This window comes from Brevundimonas sp. AVps4 (assembly GCF_058681525.1).
This window is the reverse complement of record NZ_CM178741.1, coordinates 1,455,195-1,471,718: the sequence shown is the minus strand read 5'-3', so window position 1 is coordinate 1,471,718 and position 16,524 is coordinate 1,455,195. Positions and strand designations below refer to the sequence as shown.

The window sequence follows — 16,524 nt, the reverse complement described above, 5'->3', positions numbered from 1 at the left end:
GCCAACCGACACCCGTTCATGGGGGGCGGATGACGGCGAAAGGATGACCAGCCGATGAAGCTGCTCTCAGGCAACTCCAACCGAGGCCTGTCTCAGGCCATCGCCGACCATCTGGACGCGCCCCTGACGAAGGCCCAGGTCAAGCGGTTTGCGGACAATGAGGTCTTCGCCGTCATCGAAGAGAACGTCCGGGGCGAGGACGTCTTCATCCTTCAGTCGACCAGCTATCCGGCCAACGACAATCTGATGGAGCTGCTGATCATCACGGACGCCCTGGTGCGGGCCTCCGCCAAGCGGATCACGGCCGTCATGCCCTATTTCGGCTATGCGCGTCAGGACCGGAAGACCGGCGGCCGCACGCCCATCTCGGCCAAGCTGGTGGCCAATCTGATCACCCGCGCCGGCGCCGACCGGGTGCTGACCATGGATCTGCACGCCGGCCAGATTCAGGGCTTCTTCGACATTCCGACCGACAATCTGGTCGCCATTCCGGTCCTGGCCCAGGACGTGAAGGAAAACTACGCCCGGGGCGACGACCTGATGATCGTTTCGCCCGACGTGGGCGGGGTGGTGCGGGCCCGCGCCCTGGCCAGCCGACTGAACGCCGACCTGGCCATCGTCGACAAACGCCGGCCCAAGGCGGGCGAGAGCGAGGTGATGAACATCATCGGCGACGTCGAAGGCCGCCGCTGCATCCTGTTCGACGACATCGTCGATTCGGGCGGCACCCTGGTCAACGCCGCCAAGGCCCTGATCGACCAGGGGGCGACCGAGGTCTCGGCCTATATCAGCCACGGGGTCCTGTCCGGTCCGGCCGTGCAGCGGATCACCGACGGGCCGCTGAAGGAACTGGTGATCACCGACTCCATCGAACAGCCCCACGAAGTTTTGAACTGCGCGAAAATTCGCAGGGTTTCCGTGGCTCCGCTGATCGGTGAAGCTATCCGTCGGATCGCCAACGAGGAATCCGTGTCGAAGCTGTTCGATTAATCTTCGGCAAACCACTTTCGACACGTTATAAGCGCCTTCCAGTACGCGCCCCCGCCGGGGCCTCCTTTCAGTTCTGTGGACGCGCCCTATGCCCAAGGCCTTCATGACCCGCGGCCTTTCGATCGCCGCCATCGCCGCCGCCGCCATCCTGGCCAGCTGCTCGACGAAAGAGGCCGAACCGGCCGCGCCGCCCCCGCCTCCGCCGCCCCCGCCCGTCTCGCTGAACGAGGGCGTGGCCCAGGCCGCCTCCATCTATGTGGCCTTCCTGCGCGAGGCCGAAACCATCCAGCCGGGCGGCTTCACCGACGCCGAGGCGGTTCAGGCCGCCATCCGCAAGGGCGTCGCCTTTGAGCCCGCCCAGCTGTCGCGCGGCCTGATCGCCTATGGTTCGATCATCGCGCTTCAGTCGCCCGAGTTCGTCGCCGGGGTGCGTCAGTTCGCCGTCGATCCGGTCCAGCGCCAGGAGATGGTCGCCCGCATCGTCGCCGATCCGGCCTATGCCGCCACCCTGCCCGGCGCCGATGCGGCCGCCGGCCTGATCTCGGCGACCATCGCCAAGGACGCGGTCGTCATTCGCGGCATCGCCGAGGCCGTCGAGGCCGACGCCTATACGATCCAGGAGCGCAACGACCCGCGCCGCCGCTGGGCCGTCACCCATATCCCCAACCGCGAGGTTCGGCTGGAGACCGCCAAGACCCTGTCGGCGGCGGCCATGCTGCCCTCGGCGGATGAATCGGCCAAACTGTTCGCCGCCGCCAATTCCGGCGCGGGGCTGGAAGGGGTCGAGGCGTCGCGGAAGGCGCCGCCCTATACGCCGCCGGTCGTGCGGTCCCTGGCCATCGCCGCCCTGGCCGCCCTGGGCGCCGCCGGCGAAGAGGCGCGGGCCAACACCGACGCCCTTGTGGTGGAGCCGAACAACGAATTCTGCCTGAACATGTCCAAGCTGATGCTGTTCCAATGCCTGGCGGCCTCGCGCCCCAGCTATGAGGACATGTTCTGCCTGGGCCGCCACATCACCCGCGACCTGGCCACCTGCACCACCCAGGCGGTGCTGAACACCACCATCACCGTCGGCGCCCCGGAAGAGACCGGCACGCCCCCGCCCCCGGCCCAGACGCCGGTGTCCGTCACCCTGACCCCGACGCCGGCCGCCGCCTCGGCCCAGGCGTCCGCGCCCCCGCCGTCGGGCGCCCGCTGAGCCCCCGCAGCCCCAGCCGGTTCGACGCGATAAAAAAGGCCCGCCCCGAGCGATCGGGGCGGACCTCTTCTCTTTTGCAGGCAGCGCGCGGCCTATTCGTAGCCGTGGGCGGCCTCGTTGATCACCTGGGACGGCATAGACGAGAAGTCCACGGCGATCGGCCTGGCGACCTTGGCCTGATAGGTCCGCAGGACGTGAGTCAGGCGGCGGCGCACCTCGCGTTCGGCCTCGGTCCCGACGTCGAGCGCCAGGGGCGCCAGGCAAAAGTCGATGATGGCTTCGGTTTGGGTCAGAGGTTCCATGGCGGTTCCCTTTCTTAAGCCGCGTGGGTGAACTGGGCGGTCTCGGTCGAGTCCTTCAGCGCCGTGGTCGAGGACGTGCCATTGGAAATGACCGTGGCGACCTGGTCGAAATAGCCGGTGCCGACTTCGCGCTGGTGGCGGGTGGCGGTGTAGCCGCGCGCCTCATTGGCGAACTCGCGCTGTTGCAGCTCGGAATAGGCCGCCATGCCGTTGTCGCGATAGCCGTCCGCCAGCTCGAACATCGAGTTGTTCAGGGCGTGGAAGCCGGCCAGGGTCACGAACTGGAACTTGTAGCCCATGGCGCCCAGCTCGCGCTGGAACTTGGCGATGGTGGCGTCGTCCAACTTGGCCTTCCAGTTGAAGGAGGGCGAGCAGTTGTAGGCCATCAGCTTGCCCGGATATTTCTTCTGGACGGCTTCCGCGAACTTCTTGGCGTCGTCCAGATCCGGATGCGAGGTCTCCCACCACAGAAGGTCGGCGATGTTGGCGTAGGACAGGCCGCGCGCGATGCAGTGGTCCAGACCCGTGCCTTCCTTCAGGCGGAAGAAGCCCTCCGGCGTGCGGTTGTCGCGGTCGATGAAGGGCTGGTCGCGCTCGTCGATGTCCGAGGTGATCAGCTGGGCGCTTTCGGCGTCGGTGCGGGCGACCGTGATGGTCGGCGTGCCCATGACGTCGGCGGCCAGACGCGCGGCGACCAGGTTGCGTTCATGCGCCTGGGTCGGGATCAGCACCTTGCCGCCCAGGTGGCCGCACTTCTTCTCCGAGGCCAGCTGGTCCTCGAAGTGGACGCCGGCGGCGCCCGCCTCGATGAAGGCCTTCATGATCTCGAAGCTGTTCAGCGGCCCGCCGAAGCCGGCCTCGGCGTCGGCGACGATGGGGACGAACCAGTCGCGTTTGGCGCCGCCCTCGGCATGCTCGATCTGGTCGGCGCGCTGAAGGGTGCGGTTGATGCGGCGGCACAGTTCCGGCGCGGCGTTGGCCGGGTACAGGGACTGGTCGGGATACATGGCGCCGGCCGTATTGGCGTCGGCCGCGACCTGCCAGCCCGACAGATAGATGGCCTTCAGCCCGGCGCGGACCATCTGCATGGCCTGGTTGCCGGTGACGGCGCCCAGGGCGTTGATGAAGGGCTCGTCGTGCAGCAGCTGCCACAGGCGATTGGCGCCCCGCTCGGCCAGGGTGTGGGTGATCGGCACCGAGCCGCGCAGGCGCAGGACGTCTTCGGGCGTATAGGGGCGCTCGATGCCGTCGAAACGGCCGGCGGGCGAAGGAACCAGGTCGGCGAAGGTGGTCATGGTCGAACTCGTCTTCTGAAAGGGCGCGGCCGCAGCCGCCGTCTCAGGGACAAGAACACGTAGAAGTCACGAATGACACAGGATCGCGCCGATCAATGAAGTCAGTTTGTCACATCGTGACTTTGCATCGGCAGTCATAATATGACATTCTTCAGCCATGGACACCGCCGCCGATCGCAAGCTGTTTCTGGGGGCCCGGCTGAAGCGGCTGAGGCGCGACCTTTCCCTGACCCAGACGGCCATGGCGGCCGACCTGGGCGTTTCTCCGAGCTATCTCAATCACATAGAGCGCAATCAGCGACCGGTGTCGGCCCAGTTGCTGCTGCGTCTGGCCGAAACCTATGACGTCGATCTGCGCAGTCTGAACCAGGGCGGGGCCGTCGATGAGGCGCGGCTGGGCGAGGTTCTGGCCGATCCTCTGTTCAAGGGCTTGGCCCTGCCCCGTCACGAACTGGTGCAGGTGCTGGAAGAGGCGCCGGGCGTGGCCGACGCCCTGCTGCGCCTGTATCGGGCCTTTGACGATGGCCGCGCCAAGGCCCGCGCCGCCGCCGAGACCGGCGAAGGCCTGGTCGAGGCCAGTCCCGCCGAATGGGTGCGCGAATATATCCAGTCGCGCGGCAACCACTTTCCCGAACTGGACCAGATGGGCGAGGCCCTGGCCGAGGTCCTGGCGGCCGAGGCGCCGGCCCATGCCGACGGTTTCGAACCCGCCGCCCGCCAGCGGCTGGCGGCCAAACACGACCTGGGGGTCCGCACCCTGCCGGCCGAGGTCATGGTGGAATGGACCCGGCGCTATGATCTGCACCGCCGCCGTCTGCTGCTGTCCGAGACCCTGGGCCCGTCGTCTCGCGCCTTCGCCATCGCCTATCAGCTGGCCCTGGCCGAGCACGGACAGGCGCTTCACGACATGGTCCAGGCGGCGAACGCCCCGGACGGACCGACGCGCTCCCTGCTGAAGGTGGCCCTGACCAACACCCTGGCCGCCGCGATCCTGATGCCCTACGCCGCCTTTCAGCGCACGGCCGAAGAGACCGGCTATGACCTGGCGCGGCTTCAGGCGCGGTTCGGGGTCAGCTATGAACAGGCGGCGCACCGGCTGACGACCCTGTCGCGGCCGACGGCGCGGGGCGTGCCCTTCTTCCTGATGCGGGTGGATCAGGCGGGCAATATCTCGAAACGCTATGCGGCGGGCGCCTTTCCCTTCTCGCGCTTCGGCGGCGCCTGTCCGCGTTGGCGCCTGCACAGCGCCTTTCGCACGCCGGGCCGGATCATCACCCAGATCATCGAGACGCCAGACGGCGGTCGCTGGTTCACCTTCGCCCGCACCGTCGAACGCCAGGGCCAGGACGGATACGGCGAGACCCACGACCTGGCCGTCGGCCTGGGCTGCGAACTGCGCCATGCGCACCGGCTCGCCTATGCCCACGGCCTGGATCTGGACCGGCCCGAGGTGACGCCAATCGGCCCCGCCTGCCGCCTTTGCCACCGCCATCCCTGCGCCGAACGCGCCGCCGCGCCCATCGACCGGCCCCTGGCCGTGGACGACTGGGCCAAGTCGGTCAGCCCCTATCCGTTCGCAGCGATTTGAGTTCACAACCACTCATAGTTGTGAGATGATGCGGTTATGGCCGATCACGTCCTGACCCTTCCCCTGACCGAAGAGGCGCTTGAGCGGCTCAAGGCCGCTGCGCGCGCAGCGGGCCTGACGCCGGAAGCCTATGCCGGCGCGGTTCTGGACAGGGCGTTCACTGAACAGTCGTTTGGCGTCCGAGAAGACCAGGCGGCTTTCGAAACAGGGCAGACCGAACTTTACGCCTCGCCTCCAGACGGTCCCACAGCGGCCGAGGCGCTCGCCGAGTATGATCGCACGGGCGTCTACGAGACATTCGAGGAATGGTCCACGGCGTTCGAGACGGACCTGAAAGCACGCCTCGACGCCCGGCGGTGAAGCTCCGCTTCTCGCAACAGGCGGTTCGCGACAGGCGACGGCTCGCCGCCTTTTTGGCCGAGCGTAATCCACGCGCCGCCTTGCGCGCGTTGCGGGTCATCACCCGGTTCGTGTCTCTGTTGGCCCGCACGCCGTTCATGGGACGGGAAAGGGGAGATCGCCGCGAGCTCTACATCCCCTTCGGCGACAGCGGCTATGTGGTCCAGTACCGCGTCGATGCGGACGCCGTCGTCGTCGCCCGCATCTTCCACGCCCGCGAGGACCGCTGAGGCCTCAGTGGCTGAACAGCAGCCAGGACTGGCTGCGGTTCAACAGGGCCTGGGTGACGCCGCCCAGGACCCATTCGCGCATCCGCGAATGACCCCAGGCGCCGGCGACGATCAGATTGGCGCCCATCTGTTCGACCAGGGCCAGGATACGGTCGCCGGCGGGACGTTCGTCGCGGACCCGCGCCTCGCTTTCGGCGACCACCCCGTGTCGACGCAGCCAGGCGGCGACGTCGGCGACGCGGGCGGCGGCAGCCGCGGCGTCGGCCGAGGCGCAGATTTCGACCACCTGGACCTCGCGCGCCTGTTTCAGCAGCGGCAGGGCGGCGGCGACGGCGCGCTGGGCCTCGCGCCCCTCCTTCCAGGCCACCAGGGCGACGCCGTCGACCGGAGCGGCCTGGGCGCGCGGCGGAGCGACCAGAACGGGGCGGCCGACATTCATGATCAGGTCGCCCGCGTCCGGCGCGCGATAGGGCAGACGGCCGGCGTCGCGTCCCACCAGGATCAGGTCCGCCGCACGCGCCTGGTGCGAAACGCAGGCGGCGGGATAGCCGGTCTCGGCCCGCCATTCATGGGCGATGCCGGTGTCCTTCATCGCGTCCAAGAAGCGGGCCTTGGCGGCAGCCAACTCCCCATCCGCCTGATCGCGCCGCAGGGTCAGGATCTCGCCCGCCATGCCGCCGGCGACATAGGCGTCCACCAGGGGCGGCTCCGGCTCGCTGACGGATATGCCGATCAGGGTCGCGTCATAGATGGCGGCCAGGTCGCGGCCGAAGCCGATCCGCGCGACATTGTCGGCCTCGTCGTCCACATAGACCATCAGGCTCGAATAGGTCATGGCGATGCTCCTCGTTTCTGGAGCCTGGATGCGCCCGCCGGGCCCGTCCCGCCTTGATCCGCGTCAAACCCTCAGATCAGGGTCACCCGGCCGTTCTCCAGGCGGAAGGCGACGCCGGTGCGCTGGAACAGGCGGGCGATAACGGCGGACGGATCGGCGACGCCCTGGTCCAGCAGGGTCGAGATGTCATTGGCCAGGGTGGGGTCGCGCGACAGGCGCGTCAGGGCGCCCAGCCATTCGTCACGGCTGAGGATTCCGTCGTCATTGTCCCGCCGCTGGAAGTCCGCGACCACGTCGAAGAAGTCCCCCCCGCCCGCGCGCCGCTCGGCCCCTTCGATGACCAGGCCGAAGACCGCGCCACAGGCGTAATAGGCGCGGTTGTCGCCCCGATCGCCGGCCGAGGACAGAGGCCTGCTCGCCGCCAGCCGAACGCAGTCGTCCACCTCGCGCTGAAGCTCGGCCCGATCGTCATAGACGGGGTCGATGGCCTTCAGGGCGCGCACGGCCATCAGGTCGGCGCCGCCCTCGGTGATCCAGGCTTCGCGGGCGTACTGATACCTGAGCCCCTGCGAGCCCAGCCAGAAATGCGCCGCCTCATGGCCGATGAACCAGCGGGCGCGGGCCAGGGCCTGGGCGTCGGGGTCCAGCACCCCCTCGCCTTCAAAATTCATCGAGATCAGACCCGGCAGGACGCTGCCGCCCATGCTGGACAGGGATTTGGTCGGGCCGGTCCAGCTGACCATCAGGGTCGGGGGCTCGCCCTGGGCTGGGCCCAGACGGCGGGCGTAATAGGCCATGACCTGGGGCGTGAAACCGGCCAGTTGGTCGCCCAGCCAGCGCGGCAGACCAGGGTCGATGACGGTGGTGATCCCGTCGCCCCGGCGCGTCGTGGCGTCGCCGAACAGGACATAGGTCTGGGCGTCCACCGCCGTGGCCTCGGCCTGGCGCTCGCCCTTGAACAGGATCGGCCCCGACCGGTCGCGCCAGGTCACGGCCGCCGGGCCGCCCGGCACCTCGACGCCGTTCAGATCGCGCGGCAGGGCGCGGGCGGCGGCGACGGACTCCAGCGGAATGACGTCGAACTGGCCGGAAAACAGCGCCACCGTGCCGTCCGAAAAGACGAGAGCCGGATCATATTCGGCCTCAAGATCGCCGGGTCGCGGGGTCATGACGATGCGGACGTCGCGCGGCACAGGACCGCCGTCGGTCGAGCGCAGCACGTCATAGTCCCCCACCCGCTCCAGCACGACGCCCGGCGTCTCCACCCGCCACCAGTCCGGCCGCCAGGGCCGGCGGCTCTCGCGCAGCAGGGCCGAGCGGAAGAAGGCCCAGACCGGGGCGTCGCGGTCCAGCACATAGTCGGCGGTCCAGCGGTCGCCGTCACGCTGGACGGTGACGGCCACCGGCCCCTGTACGGCGACGGCTGGACGTGGAGCGACCGGCGCCGTGGCGCAGCCAGCCATGAATGAAGAGCCAATCAGGCCGGCAACAACCCAGCCCCCGAGGGAATTGCTATTCATCCAGGATAACCCGCCCTTCCATTCGATGATGGCCCACCCCAGAAAGCGTGAAGAGGTCCGCAACGGTCGCCGCCGGGTCTTCCGAACCATGGTCCAATAGCTGTTGGACGGCCTGTCTGAGCCGCGCGTCTCCACTGGTCCGATCAAGCTGGCTCAACCACTCGTCGCGAGTCAGCACGGCGTCCGAGTTGTCCACGATCAGAGGTCTCAAGAAGTCGAAAGCGTCACCGCCGTTCAAACGGCGTTGCGAAGCCTCCGCCGCCAGACTGATCACCGCTCCGCAGGCATAATACGCACGATGTTCGTTTCGTTCTGAAGCCGTGACGACGCCCCTATCCTTTGTCAATTCCACGCAGTCATCGACTTCCTGTTGAAGCGCCGCTAGGCCATCATAATCAGAGTTTGCTGCACTCAACGCCCGGATCGCCATCAAGTCGGCGCCGCCCTCGGTGATCCACATATCGCGCGCATACTCGTACCTGACGGTATGGCCTAGCCAGAAATGCGCGGCCTCATGGCCGATAAACCACCGGATCATAGTCCTGAGATCATCTGTTGGATCGACCACGTCCGCACCTTCGAACGACGCGACGATGAGTCCGGGGAGGACACTGCCGCCCATACTGGACATGCCGGGCGTCGGGCCCTTCCAAGCCGCCATAACGGTCGGCCGCACCGACGGCGTCGCACCGAATTCGGCTGCGTAATACGCGGTCACGGTTGGGGCGTAGCTTCCAATCTCATACTGTATCCACTGCGGCGTCTCGGGATCTATGACCGTGGCCATGGCTTCATGCTCAACAGCCGACGAGCGACCGAAAAGCACATAGGTCTGCGCGTCTTGCTCGGTGACCGCTTCACGCCGTTCGCCCTTGAACAAGATCGGTCCTTCGGTGTCGCGCCAGGTCACGCGGGTGGGCTCAGCGCCGAGTTCGGTCCCATTCAGATCCTCTGGCATGTCCTTCACCTCATCGATGACCGACACCGGAAAGACGTCGAACTGGCCGCTGAAAAGCGCGATTGACCCGTCCGAAAACACCAGCGCCGGATCATAGGAAGCCGCCACCCGGGCATGACCCGGCGTGACAGTGAGGCGGACCGTGCGCGGCACAGGCCCTCCATCTCGTGAACGCAGAACGTCGCGGAAGCCGAGGCGATCAAGATAGACCCCCGGCGTGTCAACTCGCCACTGCTGCTGGCGCCACTGTGGTTGACCGTCACGCATCTGAGCGGAATGGACAAACCCCCAGGCGGGCGCGTCGGCATCGAATGTGAACTCCAGAGTCCAACGGTCGCCGTCCTTTGTCAGGGACGCCGCGGGGCGACTGTCGGCGCTACGAGCGCTTGCCGGCCCTCCACCCAGGGAGGCCAAGACCAACAGGACGACGAGCAGGACGGCAAAACGGTTCATACGATCCTCCGAACCCAAGCCAACAGGGTTTCGGTCCCGTATTCACGTTAAGCTTCGTTCATCCGCGGGCCGCGTCCAGAGCGCGTCCGGCCGCCGCCAGTTCCCCAGCCATGACCGCCTTCAGCCGTTCGGGCGCCAGAATCACCGCCTGTTCGCCCCAGGTGAACAGGTGCCAGGCCAGTTCGCGCATGCCGGACGCCCGGAACCGCACGATCACGCCGCCGTCCGCCTGGTCCTCGAAGGTCTGGGTCGGGTGCCAGCGCCAGCTCTTGGCCTCGGCCGCGCCTTGCGGGGCGATGCGCAGGACCACGTCCTCGATCTCGTCCTGATAGATGCCGAAGGACTGGCTGGCGAAGACGTTCAGGTCGAAGTCGGGCGGCGGGATCGCCACCCCGTCCTGAGCGGCGACATGGCTCATCCGGTCCAGACGGAAGGTCTGGATGCGGCCGGTCTCGCGGTCGGCGGCGACCAGATAGTTGGCGCGGCCGAACATGACGCCGCAGGGGGCGACGCTGCGGCGGCGCGGCTCGGCGCCCGGCCGGGAATAGGTAAAGCCCAGCGGCTGTTGGGCCAATATGGCCCCGCGAATGGCGGTCAGCATGGCCTCGTCAGCCGAGGGACGCGGCCCGGCCTGGACGGCGATGGTCTCGGCCCGGACCAGGGCCTCCAGGTCCGGCGCCATCCGGTTCAAGGTGGTGGAGCGCATCGCCGCTTTGAGTTTCCGTTCGAGCGCCTCCAGCGCCGCCGCCCGCGCCGGTTCGCCTGCCGCGCGCAAGGCCGTCGCCGCCTTGGTCAGCTCCAGCATCTCGGTCGCGGTCGGCGCCTGTTCGAAGGCCGACAGGCCGCCGCGAATGCGCCAGCGTTTCGACGGCGGGTCCGACACCTCCTCCACCGTCGGGAACAGCATGAAGACGGCGTCGCGCATCCGCTCGGCCGTGCGGCGGCTGACGCCCATGTCGCGCGCCATCTCGTCCAGGCTCAGGCCCTCGGCGCTGGCGGCCAGGCGCCGCGCCAGGTCGATCACCATGGCCGCCTTGTCGTGTCTCACCGTCGCTCCTGAAAGATACGTCCGTTTCTGACGCATCAGTGCGCCATAACACAATCATCGACAAGAGGCCGACCGCTTCAGGAGATCATCAGATGGCTCAGTTCCAACCGACCGCCCCCCTGGCCCACAAGGCCGTCAACGCCAACCGCTACATCATCGTGCCGTGCGAGGCCGACGGATCGTCGGACCTGGCCGTCATCTGGGATCGGCTGGAGGAGCAGGTGGTGGACGTCATCTCCGCCGCCGCCAGCAGCCGCTATTCGGACGAGGACATGCTGTGGGACGAGGCCCGGTCGGAATGGGACGCCCCGGAATGGCGGATGGCGGCCTGATCTCAGGCCGGCTTCATCAGGCGGCTTTCGGCTTGGTCCAGCGATCAATCAGCCGCTGGGCCGGGCGTTCGACGTGATTGTGCGCCACCACCGCGACCCCGACGATGAGGCCGAACAGGCCGAGCGCGAACAGGTCGTTCAGCCAGACCGAGCCGAAATCGACACGCCGCCCGCCGGGCATCCAGTCCAGCTTGCGCGCGATGATCAGCATCACGGTCAGGATGAACATATGGACCATGTAGATGGAGAAGGACCATCGACCCAGCGTGACCAGGGCGGGATGATCCAGCAGGCGCGACACCCGCCCCTCCTCGCCCGCAAAGACCCAGACCAGGACGACGAAGACCAGGGTGACGGCGACCGTCACCGGTCCTTCGGCCCAGGCGACGAACAGACAGACGACGGCGACGGCGGCGATCTCCAGCCCCGTGGCGGCCAGCCCCTTCAAGCGGGGGATGTTCGTCCATAGGCCCTGCAGCAGACAGCCCAGGAAGAAGCCGTAAACCGCGCGAGGCACGGCGAAGTCATAGGTGGTGTTCATCCAGCGCCGGGCGTAGCTGACCACCAGAACCCCGCCGATAATCGCCAGAACCAGCCCGATCCAGCGGAACCGCCGGGGCGCGACCAGCACCAGGCCGGCGAAGATCAGATAGCAGGCCCATTCGGCGCTGAGCGTCCACGACGGCCCGTTCCAGGTCAGATAGGGATGGACATGCCAGGCCTGAACCAGGGCCAGATTGGTGAAGATCGCCCCCACCGACCGATCGCGTGTGAAGGGCTCGGCCCCATCGAAGTGGAAGACCAGCCGCGCCACCTCCAGCCCGATGAAGGCGGCCAGCATCAGCACATGCATCGGCCAGATCCGCCCGAACCGCCGCACCATGAACCGGCCCGCGTCCTGCGCCGTCTTCAGCCGCTCGGCATAGGCGTGGGCGATGACGAAGCCCGACAGGACGAAGAAATAATCGACGAACAGATAGGCGTGCTGGATGAAGTCCCAGGTCCGCCAATGGCTGGCCACGGGCATGTGGAACATCACCACCAGGACGGCGCACACCCCGCGCAGGGAATCGAGGGCTTCGAACCGGCGATGGGCGGCGGGGGCGGGTTTGGACAGGACGTTCACGGCCGCGTGATAGCGCCGGTCAAGGTTGCGCGATAGAGGTTTCAGCGATCCGCACAAGCGCGAGGCCGGCTAGGCCGTCATCATGCCCATCATCTCGATCTTCTTCGGCATCGTGATCCGCATCAACTTCTTCGACCACGCGCCGCCACATCTCCATGCCGCCTATGGAGATGACGAAGCCTTGTTCGATATTCGAGCCGGCAAGACCATCGCGGGTCGCCTGCCGCGACGCGAACCCGTTATGTGGTAGAGTGGTTGGTGAAGAACCGCGTCGATCTGATGCGAAATTGGGATTTAGCGGTGTCGGGACAACCGACGTTCAGGATCGAGGGTCTGTCGGATGACTGAGATCAAGATGGTCCGGGCCCGCCGCGTTCGGGCGTTGGCCGACCACCGACTGGAGATCGTGTTCGATGACGACACCCAGGGCGTCACCGATCTAAGCGAGTTCACGGCGCTGGGCCCGATGACCGAGCCCTTGAAAGACGCCGCCTTCTTCGCCCGCGTCTTTGTCGAGATGGGCGTCCCGACCTGGCCCAACGGCTGCGACATCGATCCGATCAATGCGCACAGGCTGATGCGGGAGGCGGGGACGCTGCGGCCGGTGAGCGAGGCGGCCTGACACTTCAAGTCGGCGCGCACTTTTCCCACCCCGTCATCCTGGGCCTTGTGCCCAGGATCCAGACTCCCGGTATCGAAAGCCGTCGCACCCCGTAACACCGGGAGTCTGGATCCTAGGGACAAGCCCTAGGATGACGAACGTGGGGCTTCACAGCCCCTTCACGATCCCCTCGACCATCTTCTTCGCATCCGCGAACAGCATCATGGTGTTGTCGCGGAAGAAGAGCTCGTTCTCGACGCCCGCATAGCCCGAGCCCATGCCGCGCTTGATGAACAGCACCGTACCGGCCTTCTCCACGTCCAGGATCGGCATGCCGAAGATCGGCGACTGGGGGTCGGTCTTGGCGGCGGGGTTGGTGACGTCATTGGCGCCGATGACGAAGGCGACGTCGGCGGTGGCGAACTCGGCGTTGATGTCCTCCAGCTCGAACACCTCGTCATAGGGGACGTTGGCCTCGGCCAGCAGGACGTTCATATGGCCTGGCATGCGACCGGCGACGGGGTGGATGGCGTATTTCACCTCGACCCCTTCTTCCTTCAGCTTGTCGGCCATTTCGCGCAGGGCATGCTGGGCCTGGGCCACGGCCATGCCGTAGCCGGGGACGATGATGACCTTCGAGGCGTTCTTCATGATGAAGGCGGCGTCCTCGGCCGAGCCCTGTTTGACCGGCCGCGTCTCCCTGGCCCCGCCCGCGCCGGCCGCCGCCGCATCCCCGCCGAAGCCGCCCAGGATGACGCTGACGAAGCTGCGGTTCATGCCCTTGCACATGATGTAGCTCAGGATGGCGCCGGAACTGCCGACCAGGGCGCCGGTGATGATCAGGGCGATGTTCTCAAGCGTGAAGCCCAGGGCCGCCGCCGCCCAGCCGGAATAGGAGTTCAGCATCGACACCACCACCGGCATGTCGGCGCCGCCGATGGGGATGATCAGGGTCGCGCCCAGCACCAGGCTGAGGATGAAGACGCCCCAGAAGGCCCAGACGGCCGAGCCGCCCGTGCCGATCAGAATCCCGATCAGAAAGACCAGGGCCAGGCCCAGGCCGACATTGATCAGGTGCCGCGCCGGCAGGAGGATGGGCGCGCCCGACATATTGCCGTTCAGCTTGGCGAAGGCGATGACCGAGCCGGTGAAGGTGATGGCCCCAATGGCGACGCCCAGGCTGAGCTCGACGATCGACAGGGTTTTGATGCCCGTCCCGTCCTCGGCCAGAATGCCGAAGGCCTCGGGCGCATAGATGGCGCCGATGGCGACCAGACAGGCGGCCATGCCGACCAGGCTGTGGAAGGCCGCGACCAGCTGGGGCATGTCGGTCATGGCCACGCGCCGGGCGATCAGGGCGCCGATCCCGCCGCCGACCACGACCCCGCCCGCGATCAGCCCCAGGGTCAGGGGGTCCAGGGCCCGCGTGGCGGCGAGCGTCAGCAGGGTCACGCCGATGGCCAGCGCCATGCCGATCATGCCGAAGGTATTGCCCTGGCGGCTGGTCTCGGGGCTGGACAGGCCGCGCAGAGACAGGATGAACAGGACGCCGGAAACCAGATAGGCCAGCGCGGCCAAGGATGCGTTCATCACGCCCCTCCCCTCAAGACGTGCGCGCCAGCCGCCACAGGGCGGCGGCGATGAACAGGGGGCCGATGAAGAACAGGGCCCATTCGAAAACGCCCAGCTGCCGGTCCTGGGTCACGACCCGGACCAGAATGGCCGAAAACACCAGGGCGATGCCGCAGTCGTGCAGCCGCTGGCGCTTGATCGGAACCTTGGTCCCGAACCAGCCGTACAGCCACAGGCCGAAACCGACGCCGGTGGCGATCCAGGAGCCGGTTATGGCGATCTGGGCGGGGTCGATCATGCCGCGCCCTTGGGAGCCGGCCGCTCCTTCTTCTTGTACATGGCCAGCATCCGTCGGGTGACCATGAAGCCGCCGAAGATGTTGACGCTGGCCAGGGTCACGGCCGCCACGCCCGCGCCCTTGGCGATCCAGGCGCTGGGTCCGGCAGCGTCGCCCGACACGGCCGCTGCGGCGATCAGGCCGCCGACGATGATGACGCTGGACACCGCATTGGTCACGGCCATCAGAGGCGTGTGCAGGGCCGGGGTGACGCTCCAGACCACGTAATAGCCGACGAAGATGGCCAGGACGAAGATGGCCAGGCGGAAGACGGTGGGATCGACGTGTTCCATCAAGCGCCTCTATTTTCAATGCGTTCGTCAATGCTGAGCGCAACGAGAAGAACGCCTGCTATCGCCATATTGACGAGGATCGCGGGAACTTCGTTCAGCACGCCCAGGATCAAGGTCCCCTGCGAAAATCCACGCGATACGCCGAGGCTCAGGACCAAGCCCGAGTGAAACACCGGTCCTGCCAGCAGTACGAGGAGGGCGAACTTCCTCAAAACGTTTCTGGCTTTGACGGTAATCATCCCCTCACCCCCTCATGCACTACGGCCCCGCCGTGCGTCACAACGGCCGCCTTCAGAATCTCGTCCTCAAGATCGACCGCCAGCCCCCCGTCCTTGACCATCAGCCCCACAAAGGCCGTCAGATTGCGGGCGTACAGGGCGCTGGCGTCGGCGGCGATGCGGCCGGGCAGGTTGGACCAGCCGACGATGGTCACGCCGTTCGCGGTGGTCACGACCTCGTTCAGCTTCGAGCCCTCGACGTTGCCGCCCGCCTCGACCGCCAGATCGACGATGACCGAGCCTGGCTTCATCGAGGCGACGTGGGCCGCCGTCAGCAGGCGCGGCGCCGGGCGGCCGGGGATCAGGGCGGTGGTGATCACCACATCCTGTTTGACGATGTGAGATGCGGTCAGTTCGGCCTGTTTGGCCTGGTACTCCGCCGACATCTCCTTGGCGTAGCCGCCGGCGGTCTGGGCGTTCCTGAACTCCTCGTCCTCGACGGCCAGGAATTTGGCGCCCAGGCTTTCGACCTGTTCCTTGGTGGCGGGGCGGACGTCGGTGGCGGTGACGACGGCGCCCAGACGCCGCGCCGTGGCGATGGCCTGAAGCCCGGCGACGCCCACGCCCATGACGAAACATTTGGCGGCGGCGACCGTGCCGGCCGCCGTCATCATCATCGGGAAGCCCTTGCCATAGGCGTAGGCCGCCTCGATCACCGCCCGGTAGCCGGCCAGATTGGCCTGGGACGACAGGACGTCCATCACCTGGGCGCGGGTGATGCGGGGCACGAACTCCATGGCGAAGGCGGTGGCGTTCGCCCCCTTCAGGGCCTCGACCGTGGCCTTGTCGCGCCAGGCGTCCAGCATGGCGATCACGATCGCACCGGGCTTGAGCGCGCTGATTTCCTGGGCCGTGGGGCCGCGCACCTTCAGCACGACGTCGGCGCCGTCCAGCACGGCGCGGGTGTCAGGCTTCACCGTGGCGCCGGCGGCGGCGTAGTCGGCGTCGGGAATGGACGAGCCCAGGCCGGTCCCGGCCTCGACCGAGACGGCGGCGCCGAGCGCGATCAGCTTCTTGACCGTTTCAGGCGTGACGGCGCAGCGCGTCTCGCCTTCGCGACGTTCACGGGTGGCGGCGATAACGACGGCCAAGCGAATCCCCTCTCATTGAAGCTGGGAGACGAGCCTAGGCCGGTTCCACCGACGCCGTCAAAGACCCGTGTCGGGCGA

General features: G+C 67.3%; 20 protein-coding genes. 8 read left to right on the top strand and 12 right to left on the bottom strand.

All coding sequences use genetic code 11. The features are described 5' to 3' along the window. The first annotated feature begins 54 nt into the window (after positions 1–54). Together ACW178_RS07200 and ACW178_RS07195 are read left to right on the top strand one after the other, a co-directional pair. On the top strand, positions 55–990 hold the full coding sequence (locus ACW178_RS07200; protein WP_054765079.1) for a ribose-phosphate pyrophosphokinase: 936 nt from the start codon (positions 55–57) through the stop codon (positions 988–990). Between the two features lie 88 nt (positions 991–1,078). Continuing rightward, a complete protein-coding gene (locus ACW178_RS07195; protein WP_191558596.1) occupies positions 1,079–2,188 on the top strand; it encodes a hypothetical protein in 1,110 nt (369 codons plus the stop codon). A gap of 92 nt (positions 2,189–2,280) precedes the next feature. Here the strand turns inward: ACW178_RS07195 and ACW178_RS07190 are convergent, their stop codons facing one another. Continuing rightward, positions 2,281–2,490: a hypothetical protein gene (locus ACW178_RS07190; RefSeq protein ID WP_191558597.1), complete on the bottom strand. Its 210-nt coding sequence runs from the start codon at positions 2,488–2,490 to the stop codon at positions 2,281–2,283. A 14-nt stretch (positions 2,491–2,504) separates the two neighbouring features. After that, complete coding sequence (gene aceA / locus ACW178_RS07185; protein ID WP_054765076.1) at positions 2,505–3,785, bottom strand: isocitrate lyase; 1,281 nt, start codon at positions 3,783–3,785, stop codon at positions 2,505–2,507. Positions 3,786–3,942: 157 nt separating this feature from the next. Between aceA and ACW178_RS07180 the strand changes: the two genes are divergently transcribed. Genes ACW178_RS07180 through ACW178_RS07170 form a run of 3 tightly spaced genes read left to right on the top strand, consistent with a single transcriptional unit; the run spans position 3,943 to position 6,002 of the window. Then, positions 3,943–5,373: a helix-turn-helix domain-containing protein gene (locus ACW178_RS07180; RefSeq protein WP_054765075.1), complete on the top strand. Its 1,431-nt coding sequence runs from the start codon at positions 3,943–3,945 to the stop codon at positions 5,371–5,373. Positions 5,374–5,409: 36 nt separating this feature from the next. Beyond that, positions 5,410–5,733 carry a hypothetical protein gene (locus ACW178_RS07175; RefSeq protein WP_054765074.1) on the top strand — a complete coding sequence of 108 codons (324 nt, stop codon included), beginning with the start codon at positions 5,410–5,412 and terminating at the stop codon, positions 5,731–5,733. Then, complete coding sequence (locus ACW178_RS07170; RefSeq protein WP_224761317.1) at positions 5,730–6,002, top strand: type II toxin-antitoxin system RelE/ParE family toxin; 273 nt, start codon at positions 5,730–5,732, stop codon at positions 6,000–6,002. Before ACW178_RS07175 ends, ACW178_RS07170 begins: the two co-directional genes overlap by 4 nt. Before the next feature lie 4 nt (positions 6,003–6,006). Here the strand turns inward: ACW178_RS07170 and ACW178_RS07165 are convergent, their stop codons facing one another. The 4 genes from ACW178_RS07165 to ACW178_RS07150 form a co-directional block, all read right to left on the bottom strand. After that, positions 6,007–6,837: a universal stress protein gene (locus ACW178_RS07165; protein WP_287106039.1), complete on the bottom strand. Its 831-nt coding sequence runs from the start codon at positions 6,835–6,837 to the stop codon at positions 6,007–6,009. Between the two features lie 71 nt (positions 6,838–6,908). Beyond that, the gene (locus tag ACW178_RS07160) at positions 6,909–8,300 is read right to left on the bottom strand and encodes a hypothetical protein (RefSeq protein ID WP_287106041.1); all 1,392 of its coding nucleotides are present in this window, start codon (positions 8,298–8,300) and stop codon (positions 6,909–6,911) included. 49 nt (positions 8,301–8,349) lie between these two features. Next, entirely contained in the window at positions 8,350–9,768 is a 1,419-nt protein-coding gene (locus tag ACW178_RS07155; protein ID WP_287106043.1) for a hypothetical protein, read from the bottom strand. Between the two features lie 58 nt (positions 9,769–9,826). Beyond that, positions 9,827–10,816: a helix-turn-helix transcriptional regulator gene (locus ACW178_RS07150; RefSeq protein ID WP_227976075.1), complete on the bottom strand. Its 990-nt coding sequence runs from the start codon at positions 10,814–10,816 to the stop codon at positions 9,827–9,829. Between the two features lie 92 nt (positions 10,817–10,908). Here ACW178_RS07150 and ACW178_RS07145 point away from each other — a divergent pair, with 92 nt between their 5' ends. Beyond that, positions 10,909–11,148: a hypothetical protein gene (locus ACW178_RS07145; protein WP_054765069.1), complete on the top strand. Its 240-nt coding sequence runs from the start codon at positions 10,909–10,911 to the stop codon at positions 11,146–11,148. 16 nt (positions 11,149–11,164) lie between these two features. Here the strand turns inward: ACW178_RS07145 and ACW178_RS07140 are convergent, their stop codons facing one another. Continuing rightward, positions 11,165–12,274: an acyltransferase family protein gene (locus ACW178_RS07140; protein WP_054765068.1), complete on the bottom strand. Its 1,110-nt coding sequence runs from the start codon at positions 12,272–12,274 to the stop codon at positions 11,165–11,167. 82 nt (positions 12,275–12,356) lie between these two features. On the opposite strand from ACW178_RS07140, the gene ACW178_RS07135 reads away from it, so the two are divergent. Both ACW178_RS07135 and ACW178_RS07130 read left to right on the top strand, forming a co-directional pair. Further along, entirely contained in the window at positions 12,357–12,524 is a 168-nt protein-coding gene (locus tag ACW178_RS07135) for a DUF4160 domain-containing protein (RefSeq protein WP_348683486.1), read from the top strand. A 90-nt stretch (positions 12,525–12,614) separates the two neighbouring features. Further along, on the top strand, positions 12,615–12,896 hold the full coding sequence (locus tag ACW178_RS07130; protein ID WP_228186297.1) for a DUF2442 domain-containing protein: 282 nt from the start codon (positions 12,615–12,617) through the stop codon (positions 12,894–12,896). Between the two features lie 147 nt (positions 12,897–13,043). Here ACW178_RS07130 and ACW178_RS07125 read toward each other — a convergent pair whose 3' ends face one another. From ACW178_RS07125 to ACW178_RS07105, 5 genes are read right to left on the bottom strand one after another with little or no spacing between them, the layout of a single operon-like run. Further along, the gene (locus ACW178_RS07125; protein WP_228186299.1) at positions 13,044–14,465 is read right to left on the bottom strand and encodes an NAD(P)(+) transhydrogenase (Re/Si-specific) subunit beta; all 1,422 of its coding nucleotides are present in this window, start codon (positions 14,463–14,465) and stop codon (positions 13,044–13,046) included. 13 nt (positions 14,466–14,478) lie between these two features. Then, a complete protein-coding gene (locus ACW178_RS07120; protein ID WP_054765066.1) occupies positions 14,479–14,745 on the bottom strand; it encodes a hypothetical protein in 267 nt (88 codons plus the stop codon). Then, positions 14,742–15,077, bottom strand: coding sequence for an NAD(P) transhydrogenase subunit alpha part 2 (locus ACW178_RS07115; protein WP_444573200.1), 336 nt, complete (start codon positions 15,075–15,077; stop codon positions 14,742–14,744). Before ACW178_RS07115 ends, ACW178_RS07120 begins: the two co-directional genes overlap by 4 nt. After that, positions 15,077–15,316: a hypothetical protein gene (locus ACW178_RS07110; RefSeq protein WP_191555357.1), complete on the bottom strand. Its 240-nt coding sequence runs from the start codon at positions 15,314–15,316 to the stop codon at positions 15,077–15,079. The genes ACW178_RS07115 and ACW178_RS07110 overlap by 1 nt, the downstream gene beginning before the upstream one ends. Next, entirely contained in the window at positions 15,313–16,446 is a 1,134-nt protein-coding gene (locus ACW178_RS07105; protein ID WP_191558603.1) for a Re/Si-specific NAD(P)(+) transhydrogenase subunit alpha, read from the bottom strand. The genes ACW178_RS07110 and ACW178_RS07105 overlap by 4 nt, the downstream gene beginning before the upstream one ends. Positions 16,447–16,524 lie beyond the last annotated feature (78 nt).